This is a genomic window from Maritalea mobilis (genome assembly GCF_004363175.1).
Classification (GTDB): domain Bacteria; phylum Pseudomonadota; class Alphaproteobacteria; order Rhizobiales; family Devosiaceae; genus Maritalea; species Maritalea mobilis.
The window spans coordinates 378271-398297 of record NZ_SNYR01000002.1; the positions used below are offsets into that span (position 1 = coordinate 378271).

Annotated in this window: 22 protein-coding genes; 8 read left to right on the forward strand and 14 right to left on the reverse strand. The window is 51.4% G+C overall.

From position 1 onward, the window contains the following. Position 1: 1 nt before the first annotated feature. The 10 genes from ATL17_RS09670 to coxB form a co-directional block, all read right to left on the reverse strand. Positions 2-1264, reverse strand: a complete 1263-nt coding sequence (locus ATL17_RS09670) for a M16 family metallopeptidase (protein WP_133572599.1) — start codon at positions 1262-1264, stop codon at positions 2-4. Beyond that, positions 1264-2667 carry a threonine synthase gene (gene thrC, locus ATL17_RS09675; RefSeq protein ID WP_133572600.1) on the reverse strand — a complete coding sequence of 468 codons (1404 nt, stop codon included), beginning with the start codon at positions 2665-2667 and terminating at the stop codon, positions 1264-1266. Before thrC ends, ATL17_RS09670 begins: the two co-directional genes overlap by 1 nt. A gap of 33 nt (positions 2668-2700) precedes the next feature. Next, positions 2701-3495, reverse strand: a complete 795-nt coding sequence (locus tag ATL17_RS09680) for an SURF1 family protein (RefSeq protein ID WP_166638987.1) — start codon at positions 3493-3495, stop codon at positions 2701-2703. Next, positions 3488-3883: a DUF983 domain-containing protein gene (locus ATL17_RS09685; protein ID WP_133572602.1), complete on the reverse strand. Its 396-nt coding sequence runs from the start codon at positions 3881-3883 to the stop codon at positions 3488-3490. The genes ATL17_RS09680 and ATL17_RS09685 overlap by 8 nt, the downstream gene beginning before the upstream one ends. A gap of 78 nt (positions 3884-3961) precedes the next feature. Beyond that, positions 3962-4795 carry a cytochrome c oxidase subunit 3 gene (locus ATL17_RS09690; RefSeq protein ID WP_133572603.1) on the reverse strand — a complete coding sequence of 278 codons (834 nt, stop codon included), beginning with the start codon at positions 4793-4795 and terminating at the stop codon, positions 3962-3964. An 18-nt stretch (positions 4796-4813) separates the two neighbouring features. Beyond that, positions 4814-5356 carry a cytochrome c oxidase assembly protein gene (locus ATL17_RS09695; protein WP_133572604.1) on the reverse strand — a complete coding sequence of 181 codons (543 nt, stop codon included), beginning with the start codon at positions 5354-5356 and terminating at the stop codon, positions 4814-4816. A gap of 12 nt (positions 5357-5368) precedes the next feature. Beyond that, positions 5369-5509 carry a hypothetical protein gene (locus ATL17_RS16925; RefSeq protein WP_166638941.1) on the reverse strand — a complete coding sequence of 47 codons (141 nt, stop codon included), beginning with the start codon at positions 5507-5509 and terminating at the stop codon, positions 5369-5371. A gap of 14 nt (positions 5510-5523) precedes the next feature. Continuing rightward, positions 5524-6459: a heme o synthase gene (locus ATL17_RS09700; RefSeq protein WP_133572605.1), complete on the reverse strand. Its 936-nt coding sequence runs from the start codon at positions 6457-6459 to the stop codon at positions 5524-5526. Between the two features lie 27 nt (positions 6460-6486). Further along, entirely contained in the window at positions 6487-8151 is a 1665-nt protein-coding gene (gene ctaD / locus ATL17_RS09705) for a cytochrome c oxidase subunit I (RefSeq protein ID WP_133572606.1), read from the reverse strand. 79 nt (positions 8152-8230) lie between these two features. Continuing rightward, positions 8231-9139 (reverse strand): cytochrome c oxidase subunit II, encoded by a 909-nt coding sequence (gene coxB / locus ATL17_RS09710; RefSeq protein WP_425462424.1) that lies wholly within the window; start codon positions 9137-9139, stop codon positions 8231-8233. A 365-nt stretch (positions 9140-9504) separates the two neighbouring features. Between coxB and ATL17_RS09715 the strand changes: the two genes are divergently transcribed. The 3 genes from ATL17_RS09715 to ATL17_RS09725 all read left to right on the forward strand — a co-directional run bounded on the left by ATL17_RS09715 (position 9505) and on the right by ATL17_RS09725 (position 12576). After that, the gene (locus ATL17_RS09715) at positions 9505-9999 is read left to right on the forward strand and encodes an invasion associated locus B family protein (protein ID WP_133572608.1); all 495 of its coding nucleotides are present in this window, start codon (positions 9505-9507) and stop codon (positions 9997-9999) included. Between the two features lie 134 nt (positions 10000-10133). Further along, positions 10134-11531 carry an MATE family efflux transporter gene (locus ATL17_RS09720; protein ID WP_133572609.1) on the forward strand — a complete coding sequence of 466 codons (1398 nt, stop codon included), beginning with the start codon at positions 10134-10136 and terminating at the stop codon, positions 11529-11531. A gap of 172 nt (positions 11532-11703) precedes the next feature. Further along, positions 11704-12576: a LysR family transcriptional regulator gene (locus ATL17_RS09725; protein WP_166638988.1), complete on the forward strand. Its 873-nt coding sequence runs from the start codon at positions 11704-11706 to the stop codon at positions 12574-12576. On the opposite strand, the gene ATL17_RS09730 is transcribed toward ATL17_RS09725, so the two are convergent. Beyond that, positions 12552-13232, reverse strand: a complete 681-nt coding sequence (locus ATL17_RS09730; protein ID WP_166638989.1) for a DUF4386 domain-containing protein — start codon at positions 13230-13232, stop codon at positions 12552-12554. The genes ATL17_RS09725 and ATL17_RS09730 overlap by 25 nt on opposite strands. Before the next feature lie 91 nt (positions 13233-13323). Here ATL17_RS09730 and ATL17_RS09735 point away from each other — a divergent pair, with 91 nt between their 5' ends. Next, a complete protein-coding gene (locus ATL17_RS09735; RefSeq protein ID WP_208111178.1) occupies positions 13324-14211 on the forward strand; it encodes a LysR family transcriptional regulator in 888 nt (295 codons plus the stop codon). A gap of 3 nt (positions 14212-14214) precedes the next feature. Here the strand turns inward: ATL17_RS09735 and ATL17_RS09740 are convergent, their stop codons facing one another. Beyond that, on the reverse strand, positions 14215-15606 hold the full coding sequence (locus ATL17_RS09740; protein WP_246028681.1) for a glutamate--cysteine ligase: 1392 nt from the start codon (positions 15604-15606) through the stop codon (positions 14215-14217). 72 nt (positions 15607-15678) lie between these two features. Beyond that, positions 15679-16428, reverse strand: coding sequence for a 16S rRNA (uracil(1498)-N(3))-methyltransferase (locus tag ATL17_RS09745; RefSeq protein ID WP_133572613.1), 750 nt, complete (start codon positions 16426-16428; stop codon positions 15679-15681). Positions 16429-16493: 65 nt separating this feature from the next. On the opposite strand from ATL17_RS09745, the gene ubiA reads away from it, so the two are divergent. Beyond that, positions 16494-17426, forward strand: a complete 933-nt coding sequence (gene ubiA, locus ATL17_RS09750) for a 4-hydroxybenzoate octaprenyltransferase (protein WP_133572614.1) — start codon at positions 16494-16496, stop codon at positions 17424-17426. Here ubiA and ATL17_RS09755 read toward each other — a convergent pair. Next, positions 17423-17935, reverse strand: coding sequence for a DUF6101 family protein (locus ATL17_RS09755; RefSeq protein WP_133572615.1), 513 nt, complete (start codon positions 17933-17935; stop codon positions 17423-17425). The two genes, ubiA and ATL17_RS09755, sit on opposite strands and share 4 nt — an antisense overlap. A 251-nt stretch (positions 17936-18186) precedes the next feature. Here ATL17_RS09755 and ATL17_RS09760 point away from each other — a divergent pair, with 251 nt between their 5' ends. The 3 genes from ATL17_RS09760 to ATL17_RS09770 are packed head-to-tail and all read left to right on the forward strand — an operon-like array spanning position 18187 to position 20017. Beyond that, the gene (locus tag ATL17_RS09760) at positions 18187-18996 is read left to right on the forward strand and encodes a 3'(2'),5'-bisphosphate nucleotidase CysQ (RefSeq protein WP_133572616.1); all 810 of its coding nucleotides are present in this window, start codon (positions 18187-18189) and stop codon (positions 18994-18996) included. A 28-nt stretch (positions 18997-19024) separates the two neighbouring features. Continuing rightward, positions 19025-19252, forward strand: coding sequence for a DUF4170 domain-containing protein (locus ATL17_RS09765; protein WP_133572617.1), 228 nt, complete (start codon positions 19025-19027; stop codon positions 19250-19252). Positions 19253-19261: 9 nt separating this feature from the next. After that, positions 19262-20017: a lysophospholipid acyltransferase family protein gene (locus ATL17_RS09770; RefSeq protein ID WP_133572618.1), complete on the forward strand. Its 756-nt coding sequence runs from the start codon at positions 19262-19264 to the stop codon at positions 20015-20017. Positions 20018-20027: the final 10 nt, after the last annotated feature.

A 20027-nucleotide genomic window follows, 5' to 3' on the forward strand; every position in this document is an offset into this window, starting at 1 on the left:
CCTAAGCTTTTAGCCCGTCTTGAATGCGATCATAGTCAGGGAAATGATCTAGCGGACCGATGGCAGAAACAACAGGTTTTGCATTTTGGAACAATTGCGCCGCCACTTCCATCACGCGGTTTGCGTCAATGCGGTTGATGCGCTCCACAGTTTCTTCCAGAGAAATGGGGCGGCCCCACAAAAGCTGTTGGCGTGCCAATTGGCCAGCGCGAGATGAAGGACGCTCAAGCGACATCAACAAACCAGCCCGGATTTGATTGCGCACGCGCAACACTTCTTCTTCTGTGATGTTTTGCGTGGCTTGATGCAATTGGTCCAGAACCACCGGCATCAATTCTTTCACATCTTGCTCGCCTGTCGCCATAGACACGCCAAAGGTGCCCGTGTCAGCAAACGCCCAGTGGAAGGCAAAGATTGAATAGCAAAGGCCGCGTTTTTCCCGCACTTCTTGGAACAGGCGCGAGCTCATGCCGCCACCTAGAATTGAAGACAGGATTTGCGAAGCATAGAAGCCGTCATGGTGGTAAGGGCGACCTTCCACACCAATCAGAATATGTGCCTGCTCGTGATCACGATTCAGGCGACGCTCGCCGCCTGTGAATTTGGCTTCAACGGGATCAGGCGCGCCGCTGACCTTGAGGTCTTTAAATTTATTCGCCGCGATGTCGACCAATTGATCATGGTCCACATTGCCCGCAGCGCTCATCACCATGCGGTCGCCCACATACATGCGGTCCATATAGGCGCGGATTGCATCTGGCGTGAAGCTTTCGACAGAATCGGTGGTGCCCAAAATGGAGCGACCGATGGCCTGATTATCGAAAGCCGCTTCTTGGAACAGATCAAACACATAATCGTCTGGCGCGTCATGGCTGGCGCCGATTTCTTGCAGGATCACATGTTTTTCGCGGGTCAGCTCATCTTCAGCAAAGCGCGAATTTTGCAAGATATCTGAAAGGATATCGGCAGCAAGGCCTACATCTTCTTTCAAAATACGGGAAAAGTAACCCGTGTTTTCAATGCTGGTCGCGGCGTTGACATCGCCACCCACATTTTCAATTTCTTCAGCAATTTGCCGGGCTGTACGCGAAGTGGTGCCTTTAAAGGCCATATGTTCCAGAAGGTGCGACAGGCCATGTTCTTGTTCAGTTTCACACCGGGAACCTGATTTCACCCAAACGCCGACAGAAGCGCTTTCAAGAGACGGCATGGAATGGGTGATCACAGTCATCCCATTATCAAGGGTGGTAGAACGTAATGGCATTAGGCCTCCTTATTGGCGCGGCAATGGGATTTGATGAAGTTTTCAACTTCAATCTGAGAGTTGGCGATCACCTCGAAGCGTTCCTCACGCTCATAAAGGTCGCTCAACCACTCGGGCAGCGCCGGGTCGATTTGGGTGGCTGCTTTCACAGCAGCGGGGAATTTGGCCGGATGGGCGGTTGAAAGCGACACCATCGGCGTGGATTGTTCTAATTTTGAATTGGCGACGGCCACCGCAACTGCGGTGTGCGGGTCCAACAGATAACCGCAATTGGCCAACGTGTCCGCTTGCACTTGCGATGTTTGATTTTGATCGGCAGTGCCTGCAGAAAATTCAGCGCGGATAGCGTTGATTTCTGTTGCGGTCAGCTCAAAGCCGCCAGACTGTTTAAGCTGTGCCATTTGGCGCTTAATCAGTTCAGCATCGCGGCCTGCCGCCTCAAACAATAGGCGTTCAAAGTTAGAAGAGATTTGAATGTCCATTGACGGGCTGGTGGTGGCGGCAACGCCATCCATTTCATAACGCCCTTCATCAATGGTGCGGCGCAAAATGTCATTTTCATTGGTGGCAATGATCAGATTTTTGATCGGCAGCCCCATGCGCTTGGCCACATAGCCCGCAAAAATGTCACCGAAATTGCCGGTAGGCACCGTGAAGCTGATTTGACGATGCGGCGCACCCAATGCGGCGGCGGCAGTGAAGTAATACACGACCTGCGCAACAATGCGGCCCCAGTTGATCGAGTTTACGCCAGACAGCAGCACTGAATCGCGGAAATGATGGTTGTTGAACATGTCTTTGACGATGGTTTGGCAATCGTCAAAATTGCCTTCCAACGCAATGTTGAACACATTCGCATCCAGCACCGTGGTCATTTGCCGTTGTTGAACTGGCGACACCATCCCTTTGGGGTGCAGGATGAAAATATCAGTATTGTCGCGACCGCGGAATGCTTCAATGGCGGCGGAACCAGTGTCGCCAGAAGTGGCGCCAACGATCGTTGCGCGCTGATTGCGCTCGCCCAAAATGTGATCCATCACCCGCGCAAGGAACTGCATCGCCACATCTTTAAACGCCAGGGTTGGGCCATGGAATAGCTCAAGCACAAAATGGCCCGGCGCGATCTGCACCAATGGGGCCACCGCCTCATGGCGGAAGGTGCCATAAGCGGCATTCACCATTTCGCGCAAAGTGTCGTCCGCAATCTCACCATCCACAAAAGGGGAGATCACTTCGAAGGCGATATCTGCGAAGGGCCGATTGGCCATGGCGGCGATTTGTTCGCTTGAAAATTGCGGCCAGCTCTCTGGCAGATATAGGCCGCCATCACGGGCAAGTCCGGCGAGGACAGCGTCACAAAAACCCAATCGCGGTGCATCACCGCGCGTACTTACATATTGCATAAGGTCGTCCGAAGGTGGTTTTGAGGGGGCACCCTAATCTTCTGATTCCGATTTCGCAAGTTCTTGCCGGGTGCGGCGGGTCCGAATAAGCCAAAAAATTGCTAAAATTGGCATCAATGCGGCTAGGCCAAACCATGTATAGGCATATTCAAGGTGCCGATTGGTGAAATTCAGCGCTGCTTCGTCCGGCGCTTGCGGCAGATCAGCGGCCACTGGACTGGAGAGGTTCACATAAAATGGCGCAACATTGTCCAGCTCTGGGAACATGATTTCGGTTAAGCGTGGCGGATTGATCACCCAATCCACTTGCTTGGCCAAGTCCGGCTCCAAAGTCGCGCTACCCACCCGCTCTGGCCGCCGCATATAGCCCTCCAGCATCAATTGACCTTCAGGCGCTGGCGCATATTGCGCTTTTGGCAATGTCAGCTCTTGCGGTGCGAAACCACGATTGACGTAAACAGTGCCACCGTCTGCCAATTGGAATGGCGTGACGATCCAATAGCCCGGGCCGGAATAACGGTCGCGCTTTTTTGGAAGCGAGATAAAGACGCGGGCTTCACAGCACTCAAGGAATTGGCCCGTGAGTTGCACTTTTTGGAAATCGAACTCATCGGCGTTCAAATTTGCCCAAGTGCTTGCGGCAGGCACTTCAATGCGATCCGCAGCCAAGCGGTCATTGGCAGATGCGATCAGCTGCTCTTTCCAATTCAACCGATCAAGCTGCCAAAAGCCGAGCGCCAAAAACAGCACCATTGAGAGCAACAGGAAGCCGACAAAGAAAGCTTTGCCCAATCCGGATTGCCGAATATCTTTTTTGGCTTCACTCATTTGGCTTGTCCTCTTCATCATCGTCAGCCCATTTCGCCTCTTGCGCATCATTTTTATATTGCAGGGCAATCATCAGGCCTTTGAGCGGCCGCAACAATGCGAAGCTAAGAATGATGGTGACGGGTATCCATAGGAGCAGATGCACAGCAACGGGCGGTGAAAATGCCACCTCAACTGCCAAGGCTGCGCCCACAATTACAAAGCCGACGATCATGGTGATGAACACGGCAGGACCGTCACCACTATCCGCAAAGCTGAATGACAGGCCGCAGCTCTCGCAATGATCTTCCACCTGCAAAAAGCCGCGCAGCAAGTCCCCCTCGCCGCAGCGGGGGCAGCGGCAACGCAGGCCAGCGGAGAATGGAGAAATGTCTGAATAGTCTGTCATGGAATTTGACCTTTTGTGCATCAAACGAGAAAGGGCGCGACCAATGGCGCGCCCTTTGCAATTTCTTGTGCCCTTCCCTTAGTGGGAAATGGCAACGCCCCAAGCGCCCCACACATAGATAGACGCGAACAGGAACAACCATACAACGTCCACAAAGTGCCAATACCAAGCGGCGAATTCGAAGCCGAGGTGCTGCTTGGGAGTGAAGTGGCCAGCCAAGGCGCGGAACAAGCAAACGATCAAGAAGATTGTGCCCACAAATACGTGGAAGCCGTGGAAACCTGTCGCCATGAAGAAGGTCGCGCCATAAATGTTGCCAGAGAAGCTGAAGCCAGCAGAGGCATATTCAACGCCCTGAACAAAGGTAAAGACTGCGCCCAAAATCACGGTGAGCACCAAGCCCCACTTCAAGCCATTGCGATCATCAGCCAACAATGAGTGGTGTGCCCAAGTGACGGTCATGCCAGATGTCAGCAACAACAATGTGTTGAAGATTGGCAAGTGCCATGGGTCGAACAATTCAACACCGGTTGGAGGCCAATGGCCACCAGTGGCAGCAACGCGGCCAATTTGCTGTGCTTCATCAACATAGAAGAACATATCGAAATAGGCCCAGAACCATGCCACGAAGAACATGATTTCTGAAACGATGAACAAGATCATGCCATAGCGGTGGTGCAACTGCACAACTGGGGTGTGGTCACCCGCATGGCTTTCCTTGATCACATCGCGCCACCAACCAAACATGGTGTAAAGCACGCCGGCCAAACCGATAAAGAAGATGTATGGCGTCCAGTCTTGCATCCAAGCAATACCACCAATCGCCAACACGAGTGTTGAAACAGAGGCAATAAACGGCCATGGGCTTGGATCAACCAAGTGATAATCATGATTTTTGGCGTGTGCGGCCATATTTAGCTTCTCCCAATCTTATGAAGCATGGAATGCGTAAAAGAGCGTGACTTCCCGAATTGTGTCAAGCTCATCGTTTAAATCCAGCTCCGGATCCAAATAGTAAAGAACCGGCATTTGAACTGTTTCATTCGGCGCAAGAGTTTGCTCGGTGAAACAAAAACACTCAATTTTGTTGAAGTAAGCCCCCATGGACGCTGGCGTCACATTGAAGCTTGCAACAGTTTTGACAGGTTGGTCAGTGAGGTTTGTGGCCTCATAGGTCACGGTGACCTTTTTACCGACTTTATCGACCTGAGTGGCAGCAGGCACAATGCGCACAGGCAAATCGCTGGCCACCTGTGCCGCGAATCGAACTGTCATTTCACGGTCGATCACCGCGATCGCATTGTCTTCAGCACGCTGAGTGGTGCCGCCATAGCCAGTAACCTGACAAAAGATTTGATAGATCGGCACAGCGGCGTAGGCCATGCCCACCATAAGCGCGACAATCAGAACCAGCCAAATGGCGATCCGTTTGTTGTTGCGGCTTGCGTTATCTTGGGTGTCAATATGTGCCATAGCCATTCACCCTTACAATGGACGCTGGAAAATGGCCGGGCCAATTTTCACAATTGTGATGGCATAGAACAGAATGGCCAGCACACCAAGAATAACGGCCAAAGCGATGGAACGCTTGCGGCGACGTTGTGCCAGTTTTTGATCGTTAGTCATTTTCACCTCTTCACTCATGCGTTTGCTCCGCCCAAAAAGTTGGCCACGCTTACGTCAGCGAGCAGTACGAGATAAACCACGAACAAATAGATCAGCGAAAATCCGAAGAGTTGGCGCGCAGCCTTTTTCAACGCAACAGAGTCCTTTTGCAGCCAAAGGCGCACGGCGTAATAAATAAACGCTAGGCCCAAACCACCGGCCACAATGCCGTAAGCAAGGCTTGCGAAACCGAGCAAGGTTGGCGCAACAGAAATCGCTGCCAAAATGAATGTGTAGATCAAAATCTGATGTTGGGTCGCCCGCTCCCCGGCCACGTTGGGCAGCATTGGGATGCCTGCTTCTGCATAGTCGCCTTTTTTATACAGCGCCAATGCCCAGAAGTGGGGCGGTGTCCACAAGAAGGTGATCAAAAACAATACGGTGCTTTCAATGGTGATGGTGCCGGTGACTGCGGCCCAGCCGATCATTGGTGGGAACGCACCTGCCGCACCACCGATCACGATGTTTTGCGGTGTCCAGCGTTTCAGCCACATGGTGTAAATCACCGCATAGAAGAAGATGGTGAAAGCCAAAAGACCTGCGGCAACCCAGTTGGTTACCAAGCCCAAAATGGCCACCGAGAAGAAGGACAACACCAAGCCGAAGCCCAAAGCTTCAGATTTGGTGACCCGTCCTGCGGGGATGGGACGATTGATTGTGCGGCTCATCACCGCGTCAATATCCGCATCGTACCACATGTTGAGCGCGCCAGATGCGCCCGCCCCAATTGCAATGCACAAAATTGCTGTGACTGCGAGAAGCGGATGCAAAGAACCTGGCGCGATCATCAAGCCGACAATGGCCGTGAAAATCACAAGTGACATGACACGCGGCTTCAGGAGCGCGAAATAGTCTTCGACTTCCGCGCCGCCCCAGCTGGTGTTTTCACTTTGATCGCCGATATAGGCCATTGTCTCTTTTCCTTACCTACAGACCGATTACTTTACTTTTGGCAAAGTTTCGAACTGGTGGAATGGTGGTGGTGAAGGCAATGTCCACTCAAGTGTAGTGGCGCCCTCGCCCCATGGATTGTCGCCAGCTTTGCGCTTTTTCATCACAGATTCGATGATTGAGGCAAAGAAGAACAGCAAGCCAAGGGCCATGATCAAATAGCCAACTGATGACACCATGTTCCACAATGCAAAGGCATCAGGATAATCGATGTAACGACGTGGCATACCGTTCAAGCCGAGGAAGTGCTGCGGGAAGAAGATCAAGTTCACACCGATGAACATTACCCAGAAGTGCAGCTTGCCCAATGTTTCATTGTACATATAGCCGAACATTTTTGGGTACCAGTAGTACCAAGCCGCAAAGATTGCGAACACGGCACCAAGTGACAGTACGTAGTGGAAGTGTGCAACCACATAGTATGTATCGTGCAATGAACGGTCAGCACCCGCGTTGGCCAATACAACACCTGTTACACCACCAACGGTGAACAAGAAGATGAAGCCAATCGCCCACAACATTGGTGTGCGGAATTCAATTGAGCCGCCCCACATTGTGGCAATCCAAGAGAAGATCTTCACGCCTGTTGGCACCGCAATCACCATTGTGGCGAATACGAAGTAGCGCTGTGTATCAAGCGAAATGCCTGTGGTGTACATGTGGTGTGCCCACACGATGAAGCCCACGAAACCAATCGCCACCATCGCATAAACCATCGCCAAGTAACCAAAGATTGGCTTGCGAGAGAAGGTAGACACGATGTGTGAGATGATGCCGAAACCAGGCAAAATCATAATATACACTTCAGGGTGACCGAAGAACCAGAACAAGTGCTGGAACAAGATCGGATCGCCACCGCCTGCAGGATTAAAGAAGGTTGTGCCGAAGTTACGGTCAGTCAACAACATGGTGATCGCGCCAGCCAAAACAGGCAATGACAACAACAGCAAGAACGCTGTGACCAAAATCGCCCATGGGAACAATGGCATTTTATGCAATGTCATGCCCGGTGCGCGCATGTTGAAGATTGTTGTGATAAAGTTGATGGCACCCAAGATAGATGACACACCAGCAACGTGCAGCGACAGAATGGCGAAGTCCATCGCAGGGCCAGGCTGACCAGAAGTTGACAATGGTGGGTAAACGGTCCAACCGCCACCTGTACCCATGCCACCTGGAGGGCCCTCAAAGAACATTGACATCAGCAACAAGATAAATGCTGGTGGCAACAACCAGAATGAGATGTTGTTCATCCGTGGGAACGCCATATCTGGTGCACCAATCATCAATGGCACGAACCAGTTTGAGTAGCCACCGATAAGGGCTGGCATCACCACAAAGAACACCATGATCAACCCGTGGGCAGTGGTGAACACGTTGTACATGTGCTTACCAGCGTCAAGCGCTGCTGCGCTTTGCCACTCAGCACCATAAACAATAGACGCCAAACCTGGGAAAATTTGAATACCCGGCTCAGCCAATTCCCAGCGCATAAAGCCAGACAATGCGCCACCGATGATCCCTGCGACAATCGCAAAGATCAGGTACATCGTACCGATGTCCTTATGGTTGGTTGAATATACATAACGCTTCCAGCCCGTTGGGTGGTCATGCGCATCATGTGAATTTTGGGCAGCAGTTGCGTTCGCCATTTGCTTTCCTTGCCTCTTTCCTTAACGCCCTAAGATCCCCCTTGAGACCCAACTTGGGCGGCAAAATTAGCGGCGGGCCTTAGTTAAGGCTCGCCAAAGTCACATTAGCAGCCGCGACATCGTCTTCGGCTTTCATAATTTCGGCCCATGCCGCGAATTCCTCTTTCGAGACAACGCGTACAGCAATCGGCATAAAGGCGTGGTCTTTACCGCACAGCTCTGAACACTGACCGTAGTAAAGGCCTTCTTTACGCACATGGAACCATGTTTCGTTCAACCGCTCTGGCACCGCGTCAGTTTTCACGCCGAATGCAGGCACTGCGAATGCGTGGATCACGTCAGCCGCTGTCACTTCAACGCGAACAGTGGTGTCCACTGGCACAACAAGCTCATTATCAACCGCGAGCAAGTATGGCTGGCCAGGCTTGCTTTCAGCGATTTCTTCTTTGCTGAGCATGATCGAATCGAAAGATGCGCCTTCAAGGTCTGGATATTCAAAACCCCAGTACCACTGATAGCCGGTTACGCGCACTGTGAGTTCTGGTGCAGGCACCACTTCACCGCTATCGCGTGAGAAAATGTTTGATCCCAAATATTTCCGTTCGCCATCTGGCACGGTCATTTGATCTGACAACACGCCAAATGAAGGCACGGCGATCACGATCAAGATGATGATTGGCACCACAGTCCACACAATTTCAATCAGTGTGTTGTGGGTGAATTTAGATGGGTTTGGATTTGCGCGTTTATTGTAACGAATAATGACCCAGATCAATAACGCCGTTACAAAAATGGTTATAAGAGTGATGATCCACATCAACAAACCATTATGAAAGGCAATCGTTGAGTCCATAATTGGTGTTACAGATTCTTGCAAACCGATTGCGCCGGGCTCTGGCTGCCCGTTTTGCGCCCATGCGGCGGTGGGCAATAGCCCGAGTGTGATTGCAGATGTAATTTTAGCCAGACGTGCAAGAAGTTTGCTCACGCCAGTCTCCCTTTGCGACATGTTTAGGCCCTTTTTCGACGGTAACGCATAAGAGCAAGCAAATATGCTTGTCAATTCGCGTTTGGTCGTAAAAGCGCAGAATCTCAAACAGACTAAAACCATATCAGAAAGCGCAAAGCAATTCCAAACAGGCATTATTCAGTGCGGCATATAGCTGCAATGAGCTTTTTTGCGCAAAATTTTGCACTTTTCATTTAAATTTCCACCGAAATTGATTGTAACGACATTGTTGCGCCGTAATTCTCGCATGTGAATAAGCCGCGCAATCAGGACGGGTTGAATTGACTGATGCGCTGAAAGCAAGCAAATTCAACACAGTTGAAGGGTAAAGGAATCGTCTCATCATGCGTTTGATTAAGCTGTTTATGGGTGTGCTGTTTGCAGGACTGCTTTTTTCTAATGCGCAAGCGCAAGGCGTGGTGAAAGGCGATTATGGCGATTGGCAAATGACCTGCGATACCCCTCCGGGTGCAACATTTGAGCAATGTGCCTTGATCCAGAATGTGACTGCGGAAGACCAGCCTGGCGTTGCGCTGAGCGTAATTGTGTTGAAAACCGCAGACAAACAAACTCAATTGTTGCGGATTTTGGCCCCGCTTGGCGTGTTGCTGCCAAACCAGCTTGGCTTGGTGCTTGATGGCAATGATAAAGGCCGCGCGCCCTTTATCCGCTGCCTGCCGAACGGTTGCATGGCGGAAGTTGTGTTGACCCCAGATTTGATCAGCGAGCTTTCTGCGGCAGAAACTGCGCTTTTTGTGGTGTTTAAAACCCCGGAAGAAGGCATTGGCATTCCTGTATCCATGAATGGATTTAGTGACGGATACAACGCCCTGCCATAATGAAATTGCCCAATCTGCTGGGCACTTCATCTACATGCGACAAGAATTGCCTTGAACCTTCACTTGGATTGCGGGTAGTTATGCGACGTCTTATTTTGGCGCCGCTGTGCCAAGCATAACGAAGAGTGATCCCCATGAGCAATGCATCCAGCAGCAGCAATAAGAGTGCTGTTTTCCTCACCGGCTCAACCATGCGCCACGTCATTATCATGACGACGACTTCGGCCATCGGGTTGATGTCGATCTTTTTCGTGGATGCCATCACGCTCTTTTACATCAGCCAATTGGGTGACCCGAGCCAAACCGCAGCTGTGGGCCGCGCGGCTTATGTGCTGGCCTTTATTATTGGCATGTCTGTTGGGTTTATGATCGGCACTTCGGCAATGGTCGCCCGCGCCGTGGGCGCCGGGAAGGACGAAGCAGCGAAATCCTACGCGGGCTCGTCCATCATCAGTGTTGTCATTTTTGGCATCGTCTTGGCTGGTGCGGGCTTTTTGCTGACCGACTGGTTGATGGCAATGCTGGGCGCAACGGGCCAAGCGCTCGAATATGCGCGGATTTATCTTTATATCGTTTTGCCATCCACTCCGTTTTTCGCCATCGGCATTGTCACCATGGGGATTTTGCGGGCGCATGGTGATGCAAAGCGGTCAATGTATATCACGCTGATTGGCGGGATTATGACTGCACTGCTCGATCCCCTCTTCATCTTCGTATTTGGATGGGAAGTGATCGGCGCGGCTGTTGTGTCGGCGATTGTGCGCGTGTCCTTTGCGGTGCTGGGGCTTTATTATGTGATCGGCATTCATAAGGCGATTACGGTTCCAGAGTTCCGCCGCTATTTCAAAGATCTGATCGATATATTGAAGATTGCGGCGCCCACTGTGGTGACTAATCTTGCGGCACCTGTTGGTGCATTTCTTATTGCCCGCGCCGTTGCCGAATATGGCGATGCTGCCGTGGCTGGACAATCTGTTGTAGACCGACTGATTCCGCTCGCGTTTGGCGTAGTATTTGCCCTCTCTGGCGCCGTTGGGCCGATCATTGGGCAAAATTATGGTGCAATGCAGATGGATCGCGTCCGCCAGGCACTGATAGATGGGCTTATTTTTAACTGGGTTTACATCTTAATTGCATGGGGCCTGTTATTTATTGCGCAAGAGCAAATCATCGCGATCTATCAGGCGGATGGCAATATGGCTCTGGTCATCCGTTTGTTCTGTAATGTGCTTGCAGGCTCGTTTCTGTTCAACGGCATGTTGTTCGTGTCGAACGCTGCGTACAACAATTTGGGATATCCCCTGCTGGCCACCCTTGCGAACTGGGCACGCCAAACATTGGGCGTAATCCCCTTTATCTATTTTGGTGCGCTGTGGGGCGGCTTGCCGGGCATTATTTGGGGTGCATCTATCGGCGCTGTTATCTTCGGCATTCTGCCTGTTGTTGGCGCGTTTTGGTTGATCCAGAAGCTCACCCCAAATCAAGAGAGCGCCGCAGATACTACAGAAACAGCTGAAGCCCCAGCTTCTTAAAAAAGTGCCGAGACGCCTTTTGGGCGCTCGGCAAAGTATTCGGGGTTAGTCTAGGGCAAACACGGCCAACCATACAGGTTGGACCAGTTTGGTTCTTGCACGCTATTGACATTTTGATCATTCGTCTAACAAATAGATTTCATCAGTTAAATCAATTTTCGTGATGATACCTATGGCCAATCCACTCGATCTTGATCAGTTGCGCACCTTTGCCGTTATTGCCGATTGCGGCAGCTTCACCGAAGCTGCGCGTCGCGTCTATAAAACCCAATCTGCCGTGTCCATGCAGATCAAACGGCTGGAAGAACGTTTGGGCGAAAGCCTGTTGGTGCGCGATGGGCGTGCCATTTCGCTCACCCGTGCGGGTGACGCGCTTTATCACCATGCGCGCCGTATGTTGGAAATCAATGCCGAGATTGAGGATTTGTTCTCCTCAGATGTTTTGTCTGGCACCATTCGCATTGGCATACCTGACGATTATGCGGTGAAAGTGCTGCCAATTTTGCTCAGTTCATTTCAACAGACCCATCCGAAAATTTTGGTGGATGTGAAATGTAACTCGTCGGAAGATTTGATCCGCGGCATGCAACAGGGCGATTTTGATTTGATCGTGTTCACCCAAGGCACCAATCATGAAACGGGCGAATTGGTGCGCACTGAACCTCTATCTTGGGTGATCAGGCCCAATTCTGACGCCCATAAGCAAGACCCACTGCCCATCGCCTGTGGCAACAAACAATGTTGTTGGCGCACCAATGCAGAAACTGCGTTGCGGGAATCTGGCATCAATTACCGTGTGGCCTATACCTCTTCAAACGCCACAGCCATCACCAGTGCGGTGATGGCTGGATTGGCGGTTGGCGTGTTGGCAGAAAGCTCAATTTTGCCCGGTATGCGCAAGCTTGGGCAGGAAGATGGGCTGCCCCCTCTCCGCCCGGCAGAAATTGCGATCCGCCGCGCGGCCAATGCATATGGCGGCATATACAGTGCTTTGGTGGCACATATTAAGTCTGAGCTGGATCAGGCCATGGAAGAAGCGGCTTGATGACCAATTGGTGCATTTGGATTTTGGTTGAAGCCCTTGGCGATCAACCAAATGCTGAGGCCGATTTCAAAGAAGCCACCCGGTAACGACAACATCACGCCCAACCCACTTTGGAAAAACTCTGACAGCGTGCCGACGATAAAGATGGAATAGCCGAGCATACCCCAGATGGCGAATATGCGCGGCACCAACATGGTGCGCCACAAAACGGCGCACAACAATAAACCACCTACGCCCCAAAGGGTCATCCCCGTCTGATAAAGATAAAAATTCGCATCGTATAGCATCTGCGCAATCGCAGGCGTTTCAAGCGTTGCTGATCCCATAAGCATCAGCGCAATTCCCCCAACCAGCAGCGCCACCGTGGACATAATGCCGAGCCCCAAAAAGCCCAAAGACAAAAGTGGCGAAAACGGTTCAATAACCCGGAACATGATGGTCAAAAGGCCGAAATTCAGCAGTGAATGGACAATCACCATAGCGATGACACACAAGATGAAGGTCAAATCAGGCTTCACAAATTGTACGTTGCCAGCATCTCCGTGCAACAAGCCGTCCAGAATGCCATAGCCGAAGCCATAGGCGAGGAAGGTCGCGATGAAGAACAGGCCATAAAGCCGAGCGATGTTTTTGTTTTGATATAAAGCTTGGGTCACGCATTCATTCCTTATAATGTTTGCATGGTCATATACCCGGCAGCACCTATAATAAATTGACCAATTCTCTACATCTGCTATGCATATTTGCATGAGTTGGAAAAACATCAATTTTGACTGGAGCAAGGTTCGCTCATTTCTGGTGGCAGCGGAGGAAGGGTCTTTTTCCGCAGCTGCACGTGCGCTCAACATTGCTCAGCCGACGCTGGGGCGACAGATTGAGGCGCTTGAACACGATTTAAATGTCACTCTGTTTGAACGCGATGGACGCGGGATTGTTCTAACCCCAAGCGGTGTAGAGCTGCTGCGCTATGCAAGACAAATGGGCGATGCAGCTGGCGCGTTTTCGCTGGCGGCGCATGGACAATCCAGCGCTATTGAAGGACGTGTTTCGATTGCGGCGGCCGAGATGTTTGCCGCAACGCAGCTGCCCCCAATCATTGCCGAATTGCGCCTTGCTGAGCCCAAATTGGAAATAGAAGTTGTGGTATCGAACCATGTAAGCGACCTACATCGGCGCGAGGCAGATATTGCTTTGCGGTTCTTCCGCCCGACCGAGCCGGACTTATATGCTCGTAAGCTGACCAACGTGCAGGCGCAAATTTATGCCAGCGAGGCTTATCTCGATCGATTTGACCCGCCGCTGACACTTGATGACATAAACCGGGCAGAGTTTATCAGTCTCGACCCTGAGAATATGGTGATGCATGGGTTGAACGCCCATGGCATGAAGCTGACGGATGCCAATTTTCCACTGCAAGTCGACAGCTATGTGGTGATGTGGAACCTTGTGAAACACGGCGTGGGCATCAGCGTGATGGACACCAGCGTTGGAGACCATGAGCCGGGTGTTAGACGGGTTTTGCCCGATTTTCCCGCGCTTAATTTCTCGCTTTGGTTGGTTGCGCACCGCGAACTGAAAACCAACCGACGGGTGCGGCGGGTTTTCGATGTTCTGGTGGAGAAACTGTCCGGCTAAAGCTTAGAACAAGCGTTCCGTATAGATCTTTGTGATGTCCTCACCCCATGGGCCATGATAGGCGTCGAGCATATGTTGGGCGGGGGTCTTTTCGGTTTCTATGGTGGTTTTGATCAGGTTCAAGAACACAGATTCATCAAAGCCTTCAAAATTTGTTTGGCCGCGTGCTTTCAGGCCAGCTTTTGCCAACTGATACACATCTTTCGCCACGTCCAACACTTTCCGGCCATTGATCTCAGCATCGAGGGCATATTTGCCCGCATCCGCCCGCAATTGATTGCGTTGCTCAGCGGTCCAGTCTTTGGTTAGGTCCAAAGCACCATCCAGCGCTGCCTGATCATAAAGCAAGCCAACCCAAAGAGCGGGCAATGCACAAATATTGTCCCAAGGCCCCGCATCAGCGCCGCGCATTTCCAAGAAAGATTTCAGGCGAACTTCTGGGAACAAGGTGGAAAGATGGTCTTCCCAATCGGCGATGGTTGGCTTTTCGCCCGGCAATTGTGGCAATTCGCCTTTGAGGAATGCGCGGAAGCTCTCGCCAGCGCAATTGACGAATTCGCCATTGCGCATCACGAAATACATCGGCACATCAAGGGCATAATCCACATAGCGCTCAAAGCTCATGCCATCTTCAAACGCGAAATCGAGCATGCCTGTGCGGGCATTGTCAGTATTTTGCCAAATGTGAGCACGGTAAGACAAATAGCCAGACGGCTTGCCATCAATGAAAGGTGAGTTTGCGAACAAGGCGGTGGCAATCGGTTGCAAGGCCACGCTGGCGCGGAGCTTATTGACCATATCCTGCTCTGAGGAGAAGTCGAGATTAACCTGCACTGTACATGAGCGGAACATCATTGATGTGCCCAGCGTTCCAACCTTTTCCATATAAGGTTTCATGATGCCATAACGCGATTTCGGCATCATTGGCATCTCGCTCAACGACCATTCTGGCGCTACACCAACGCCCAAAAACTCAATATTCAGCTTGTTGGTGATGTCGCGCAGCAAACGCAAATGATTGCCTGTTTCTGCGCATGTATCATGCAAGCGTTCCAGCGGCGCACCAGACAATTCAAGCTGGCCACCCGGCTCCAGCGAAACAGAAGCGCCAGTGCTTTCATCTTTCAGGCCAATCAGCGCGCCCTTATCCAGAAGCGGGGTCCAATTGGTGCGTTTTTGAATTTCTTGAAGAATCGCACCAATGCCATTTTTACCCTCATAAGGCACCGGCTGATGCGTGGTTTTGCAGAACACAAATTTTTCGTGCTCGGTGCCAATGCGCCAATCTTCTTTCGGCTTGCAGCCTTTTTCGAGTGCGTAGATTAGGTCTGCTTTAGACTCGATGAGGGGGGAGTTTTCAACTGCATTGGCCATAAAGGTGCGTCCGGTCGTCATGTGTTGTGTCACGCTATTTCAGCGCGATCTTTGCTGGCGACAATAACGCGGAAAAAATAGGATGCAATCCTTTTATCGTAAATCACCGATATTTGATTGCACGAGTGTTAATGCCACAATTGCCGCCGTGTCGGCCCGCAAAATGCGCGGGCCCAAACTGATGGGAACACAAAAACTTTGCGCCCGCAACAATTGGCGTTCCGCTTCTGAAAAGCCACCCTCCGGGCCAATCAGCACGGCAACTTGCTGATTGTCATAAGGCTTCAGCGCCACAGCCGCGTCGCTGACTTTGGTTTCCTCATCCGCAAACACCAAGATACGGTTCGGGTCTGTTTCAGCCCAATTGGCGATCAGTTTTTCCAGTGTGGTTGCTTCATGCACCTGCGGCACATTTAAGATTTCACACTGCTCCGCCGCTTCAACAGCATTGGCCCGCATGCGATCATAATTGATGCGCGACATTTGCGTGTGTTGAGTTTGCATGGGGCGAAGGGCGTTTACGCCCATTTCCGTGGCCTTTTGCACCATATAGTCCAGCCGCGCGGTTTTGATAGGGGCAAAAATATAGTCGATTTTGCTGGGTGCCGTTTGCGCGCTGGTTTGCTCTTCAATGGTCAAGCGTGCTGCTTTTTTCGATCCATTGGCCAGCACTGCGCGAAACGCACCATCAGTTCCATTGAACAGAATCACCTCGCCGCCTTCCCCCAGGCGCAACACATTCACCAGATAATTAGACTGGGCTTTTTCCAATTGCAGCTCTGCCCCCACGGCAAGCGGCAGTTCAACAAATAGACGGGGTAAAGTTTTGTGTTTGCGCGGCATTAGGTTGACATTCCGTGCTTAAATTATAGCGTTCTCTCCAATTGAATAGGTGGAAGTGGTGAGCGATGCAAGACAAACCCAATTCTGAAATTATTGCCGATGCCAGCAAAACCAACTGGGTTGACCGCTATGCTCCCAAGGCCATCCACCCTTATGCAAAAATGGCGCGGTGGGACCGCCCTATCGGTTATTGGCTTTTGTTTTGGCCCTGCGCCATCTCTCTAGCGCTTGCCGCGGTGGCCCGCCCTGCGGCCGGGTTCAACTTCTATTATCTGTTTCTGTTTTTTGTTGGCGCAGTGGCCATGCGCGGCGCGGGCTGCACGCTGAATGATATTGTGGATCGTAATATTGATGGCAAGGTGGAGCGCACACGCTTGCGGCCCATTCCATCTGGGCGCATCAGTGTACCGCAAGCCTTTATCTTTTTGGCAGCGCAATGCTTGGTTGGCCTTGCTGTGTTGTGGCAGTTCAACGATTTCACCAAAATTTTGGGCTTATCGTCCATCGGCCTCGTGATCATTTATCCCTTTATGAAGCGGATTACATATTGGCCGCAGCTCTTTTTGGGCCTTGCCTTCAATTGGGGGGCGCTTATGGGCTGGGCAGCCATGTTCGGGGAACTGCATTATCCAGCCTATTATCTTTATGCTGGCGCTATTTTGTGGACCATCGCATATGACACCATTTATGCGCTGCAGGACCGCGAAGATGATGCGTTGATTGGCGTGAAATCGACCGCCCGTTTGTTCGGCGATTATGCGCAGCAGATTTGTGGATTGTTTTATTTGGGTGCCGCGATTTTGTGGTTTTTGGCCGCAGATGGCGCGGGCGCTGGCCCTGTTTATTATTGGGTCATGTGGGGTGCCCCTGCCATTTTGGCTTGGCAAATCCTCACGTTAAAACCGGACCAGACACCTAATTGCCTGATCCGGTTTCAATCTAATTATTGGGTTGGCCTAAGCTTCGCTTTAGCGCTCTACATCGAGTACGCTATTTAGCCAGAAACCAGACCAAGCTTGCGACGGTTTAAAAAACGTGGCCGACGGTTTGCATCTGGGCCGAGTTTGCGCCGGTTGGTTTCCTGACCAACCATAACGCCGCCCACATGCTGTGAGTATGGCACCAAGCCGCCATTGCCTGAACGGATAAATAGTGGCAAGCCCAATTGCTTACCCCAATTTTGCCATTCAGCCACCACGGTGTGGTTGCCCTCTTCTTCAAACACGCGATAGTTGAGGTCTTCATCCGCATGGATCAATTCGATCGAGCTGGAGAGCAGGCCCTCTTCTGAAATACGCGTGGCCACGGCCACTCCGTAATATTCTTTAACTGGTACTTTGATTTTAATCGGGACACCGCTTTTAGAAAGCATTTTGCGCACAGTGACGGTTTGCACCTCATTGCGCTGGCTGCCATTGTCATTCGCAGGGGACAATGGAGGCCAATTTACCCCGTTTTTGCCAAACAAGATCAAATCAGATCCTGAAACTGTTTTGCCTTGCACCATTTTAATCTCGTGCCTTCCTGTTAACTTGAGAGCTGTTTTTTAATTTTTGCCGCTCTTCTTATGAGGCCAAATTAGCAGGCAAGTTTTGGCATCCCTTTAAAAAACTGGGTTAAGTTTTTCTTGTTATCAAAAGGGTTAGCAGGTTATGACCGTGGGTAACCGGCGATTAACCCAAGCGGGTTCTTGCCTTTCGGTTGCGGCTCGACTAAGCACGAAAGAGCTTAGATTTATTGGGGTTTCGGGAGCCTTTGATGGCACAACCAGATATTGCAGAATTGATGGAAGATCTGGAATTGATCCGAAATGCCGTGGTGGGGGCAGGCATAATTGCCACCGGATATTTTCGCCAAGATGTAAAAACGTGGACAAAAGATAACGCTTCCCCCGTCACCGAGGCCGATTTTGCTGTCGACAAATTCTTAAAAGATATGCTGACCGGTGCTAGGCCCGACTATGGCTGGTTGAGCGAAGAAACCGCTGACGACCCTATTCGCTTAAAGCGCGAGCGTGTTTTTGTGGTGGACCCCATCGATGGCACACGCGGCTTTATTCGTGGTGAAGACAGCTGGACCATTTGCATTGCGATTGTGCAAAATGGCGAGCCTATTGCCTCTGTTATATATGCGCCTATACGCGATGAGCTTTATGAAGCGGTGCGCGGCCAAGGGGCAATGTTGAACAAAACAAAGCTGGAGCGTCGGCATCGGTTGGGCGCGGGCCCGATTATTCCAGCGCCTGGCGCTGTGCATCGTGAGTTGGAAGAACGCGGCATTGATTATGTGCGCGGCCCGGCCATCCCCTCTTTGGCTTATCGCTTGGTGCAGGTTTCAACCGGGGTGCTGGACATTGCTGTGGCACGGCGCGGGGCGCAAGATTGGGATATTGCAGCACCAGCGCTTATACTTGCGGAGTGCAACCACTTCTTAGAAGATGTGTGTTTAGGTGTGCCACGCTTTAATAAGCAAGAAATTCGTCATGGCGCTCTTGCGGCAATGTCTGACCTGACGCTAAAAGACGATGTCCACGATGTGCTGCGCAAAGTATATGGCTGCCCGGCATAGAATAAGACACTTAAATGGTGGGGTTTAAATGAGCGAAGAAAAACAATTGCTGCACTTGGTGTTTGGCGGCGAATTGGAAGATTTGGAAAAGGTAACTTTCCGCAATCTGGATGAAGTTGATATTGTGGGTGTTTACCCCAACTATCAAGCTGCCTATGCGGTTTGGAAGCAAAAAGCACAAATGACCGTTGATAATGCGCATATGCGTTATTTCATTGTGCATTTGCACCGCTTGCTTGATCCTGAAGAAGCCTAAGGCTTATTTGTGAGTGATCTAAGCACACAAAATGATGGCGGGCGTGGGCTGAACAGCACCAAAGCTCGCCATTTTATTGGCTGGCACATTCTGGGCGGCTATTTGCGGCTGACTTCTGCCACATCTAAGTTTGTGTATGATCCGCCAAATGCGGAGCAGAAATGCGCCGACTTGATGCCGGCCATCTATGTATGTTGGCACGGACAAGGCATGTTGGGCATGAAACTGGTGCCCGTGGCGAGCCAATTGACCATTCTCACTTCGCGCCATCCGGACGGCCAGTTGGTTGCCGCTGCAGCGAAAAGCTTTGGTTGTTCTAATATCGACGGATCAGGCGCCAGCCCGAAACAGGATGAAGGCACAGGTGGCATGGCCGCCATGCGCGAAATGATGCGGGCGATGAAGGATGGCCAATCCATTGGGATCACTGCCGATATCCCCCCGATTGAAGGTCGCCATGTTTCTGACGGTGTTGCGCTGTTGGCGCGGTTCACTGGCCGTCCAATCATTCCTTATGCTGTATCTAGCTCTCGTCGCACAGTGCTGGACAAAGTGTGGGATAAGATGCAGATCAACCATCCATTCTCCCGCATTTCAGCGGTGGTGGACGAACCACTTTATGTACCGCGCGCGGCCAAAGATTTGACGCCCTATTCTGAAGAGCTTGCGAAACGGTTGGATAATGTGCTGGAGCGCGCTTTTCTTTTGGCAGATGGCAAAGAGTTATCGCCACGGCCAGACCGCTCTGCATTTCAACCGGACTAATCTTTAGATT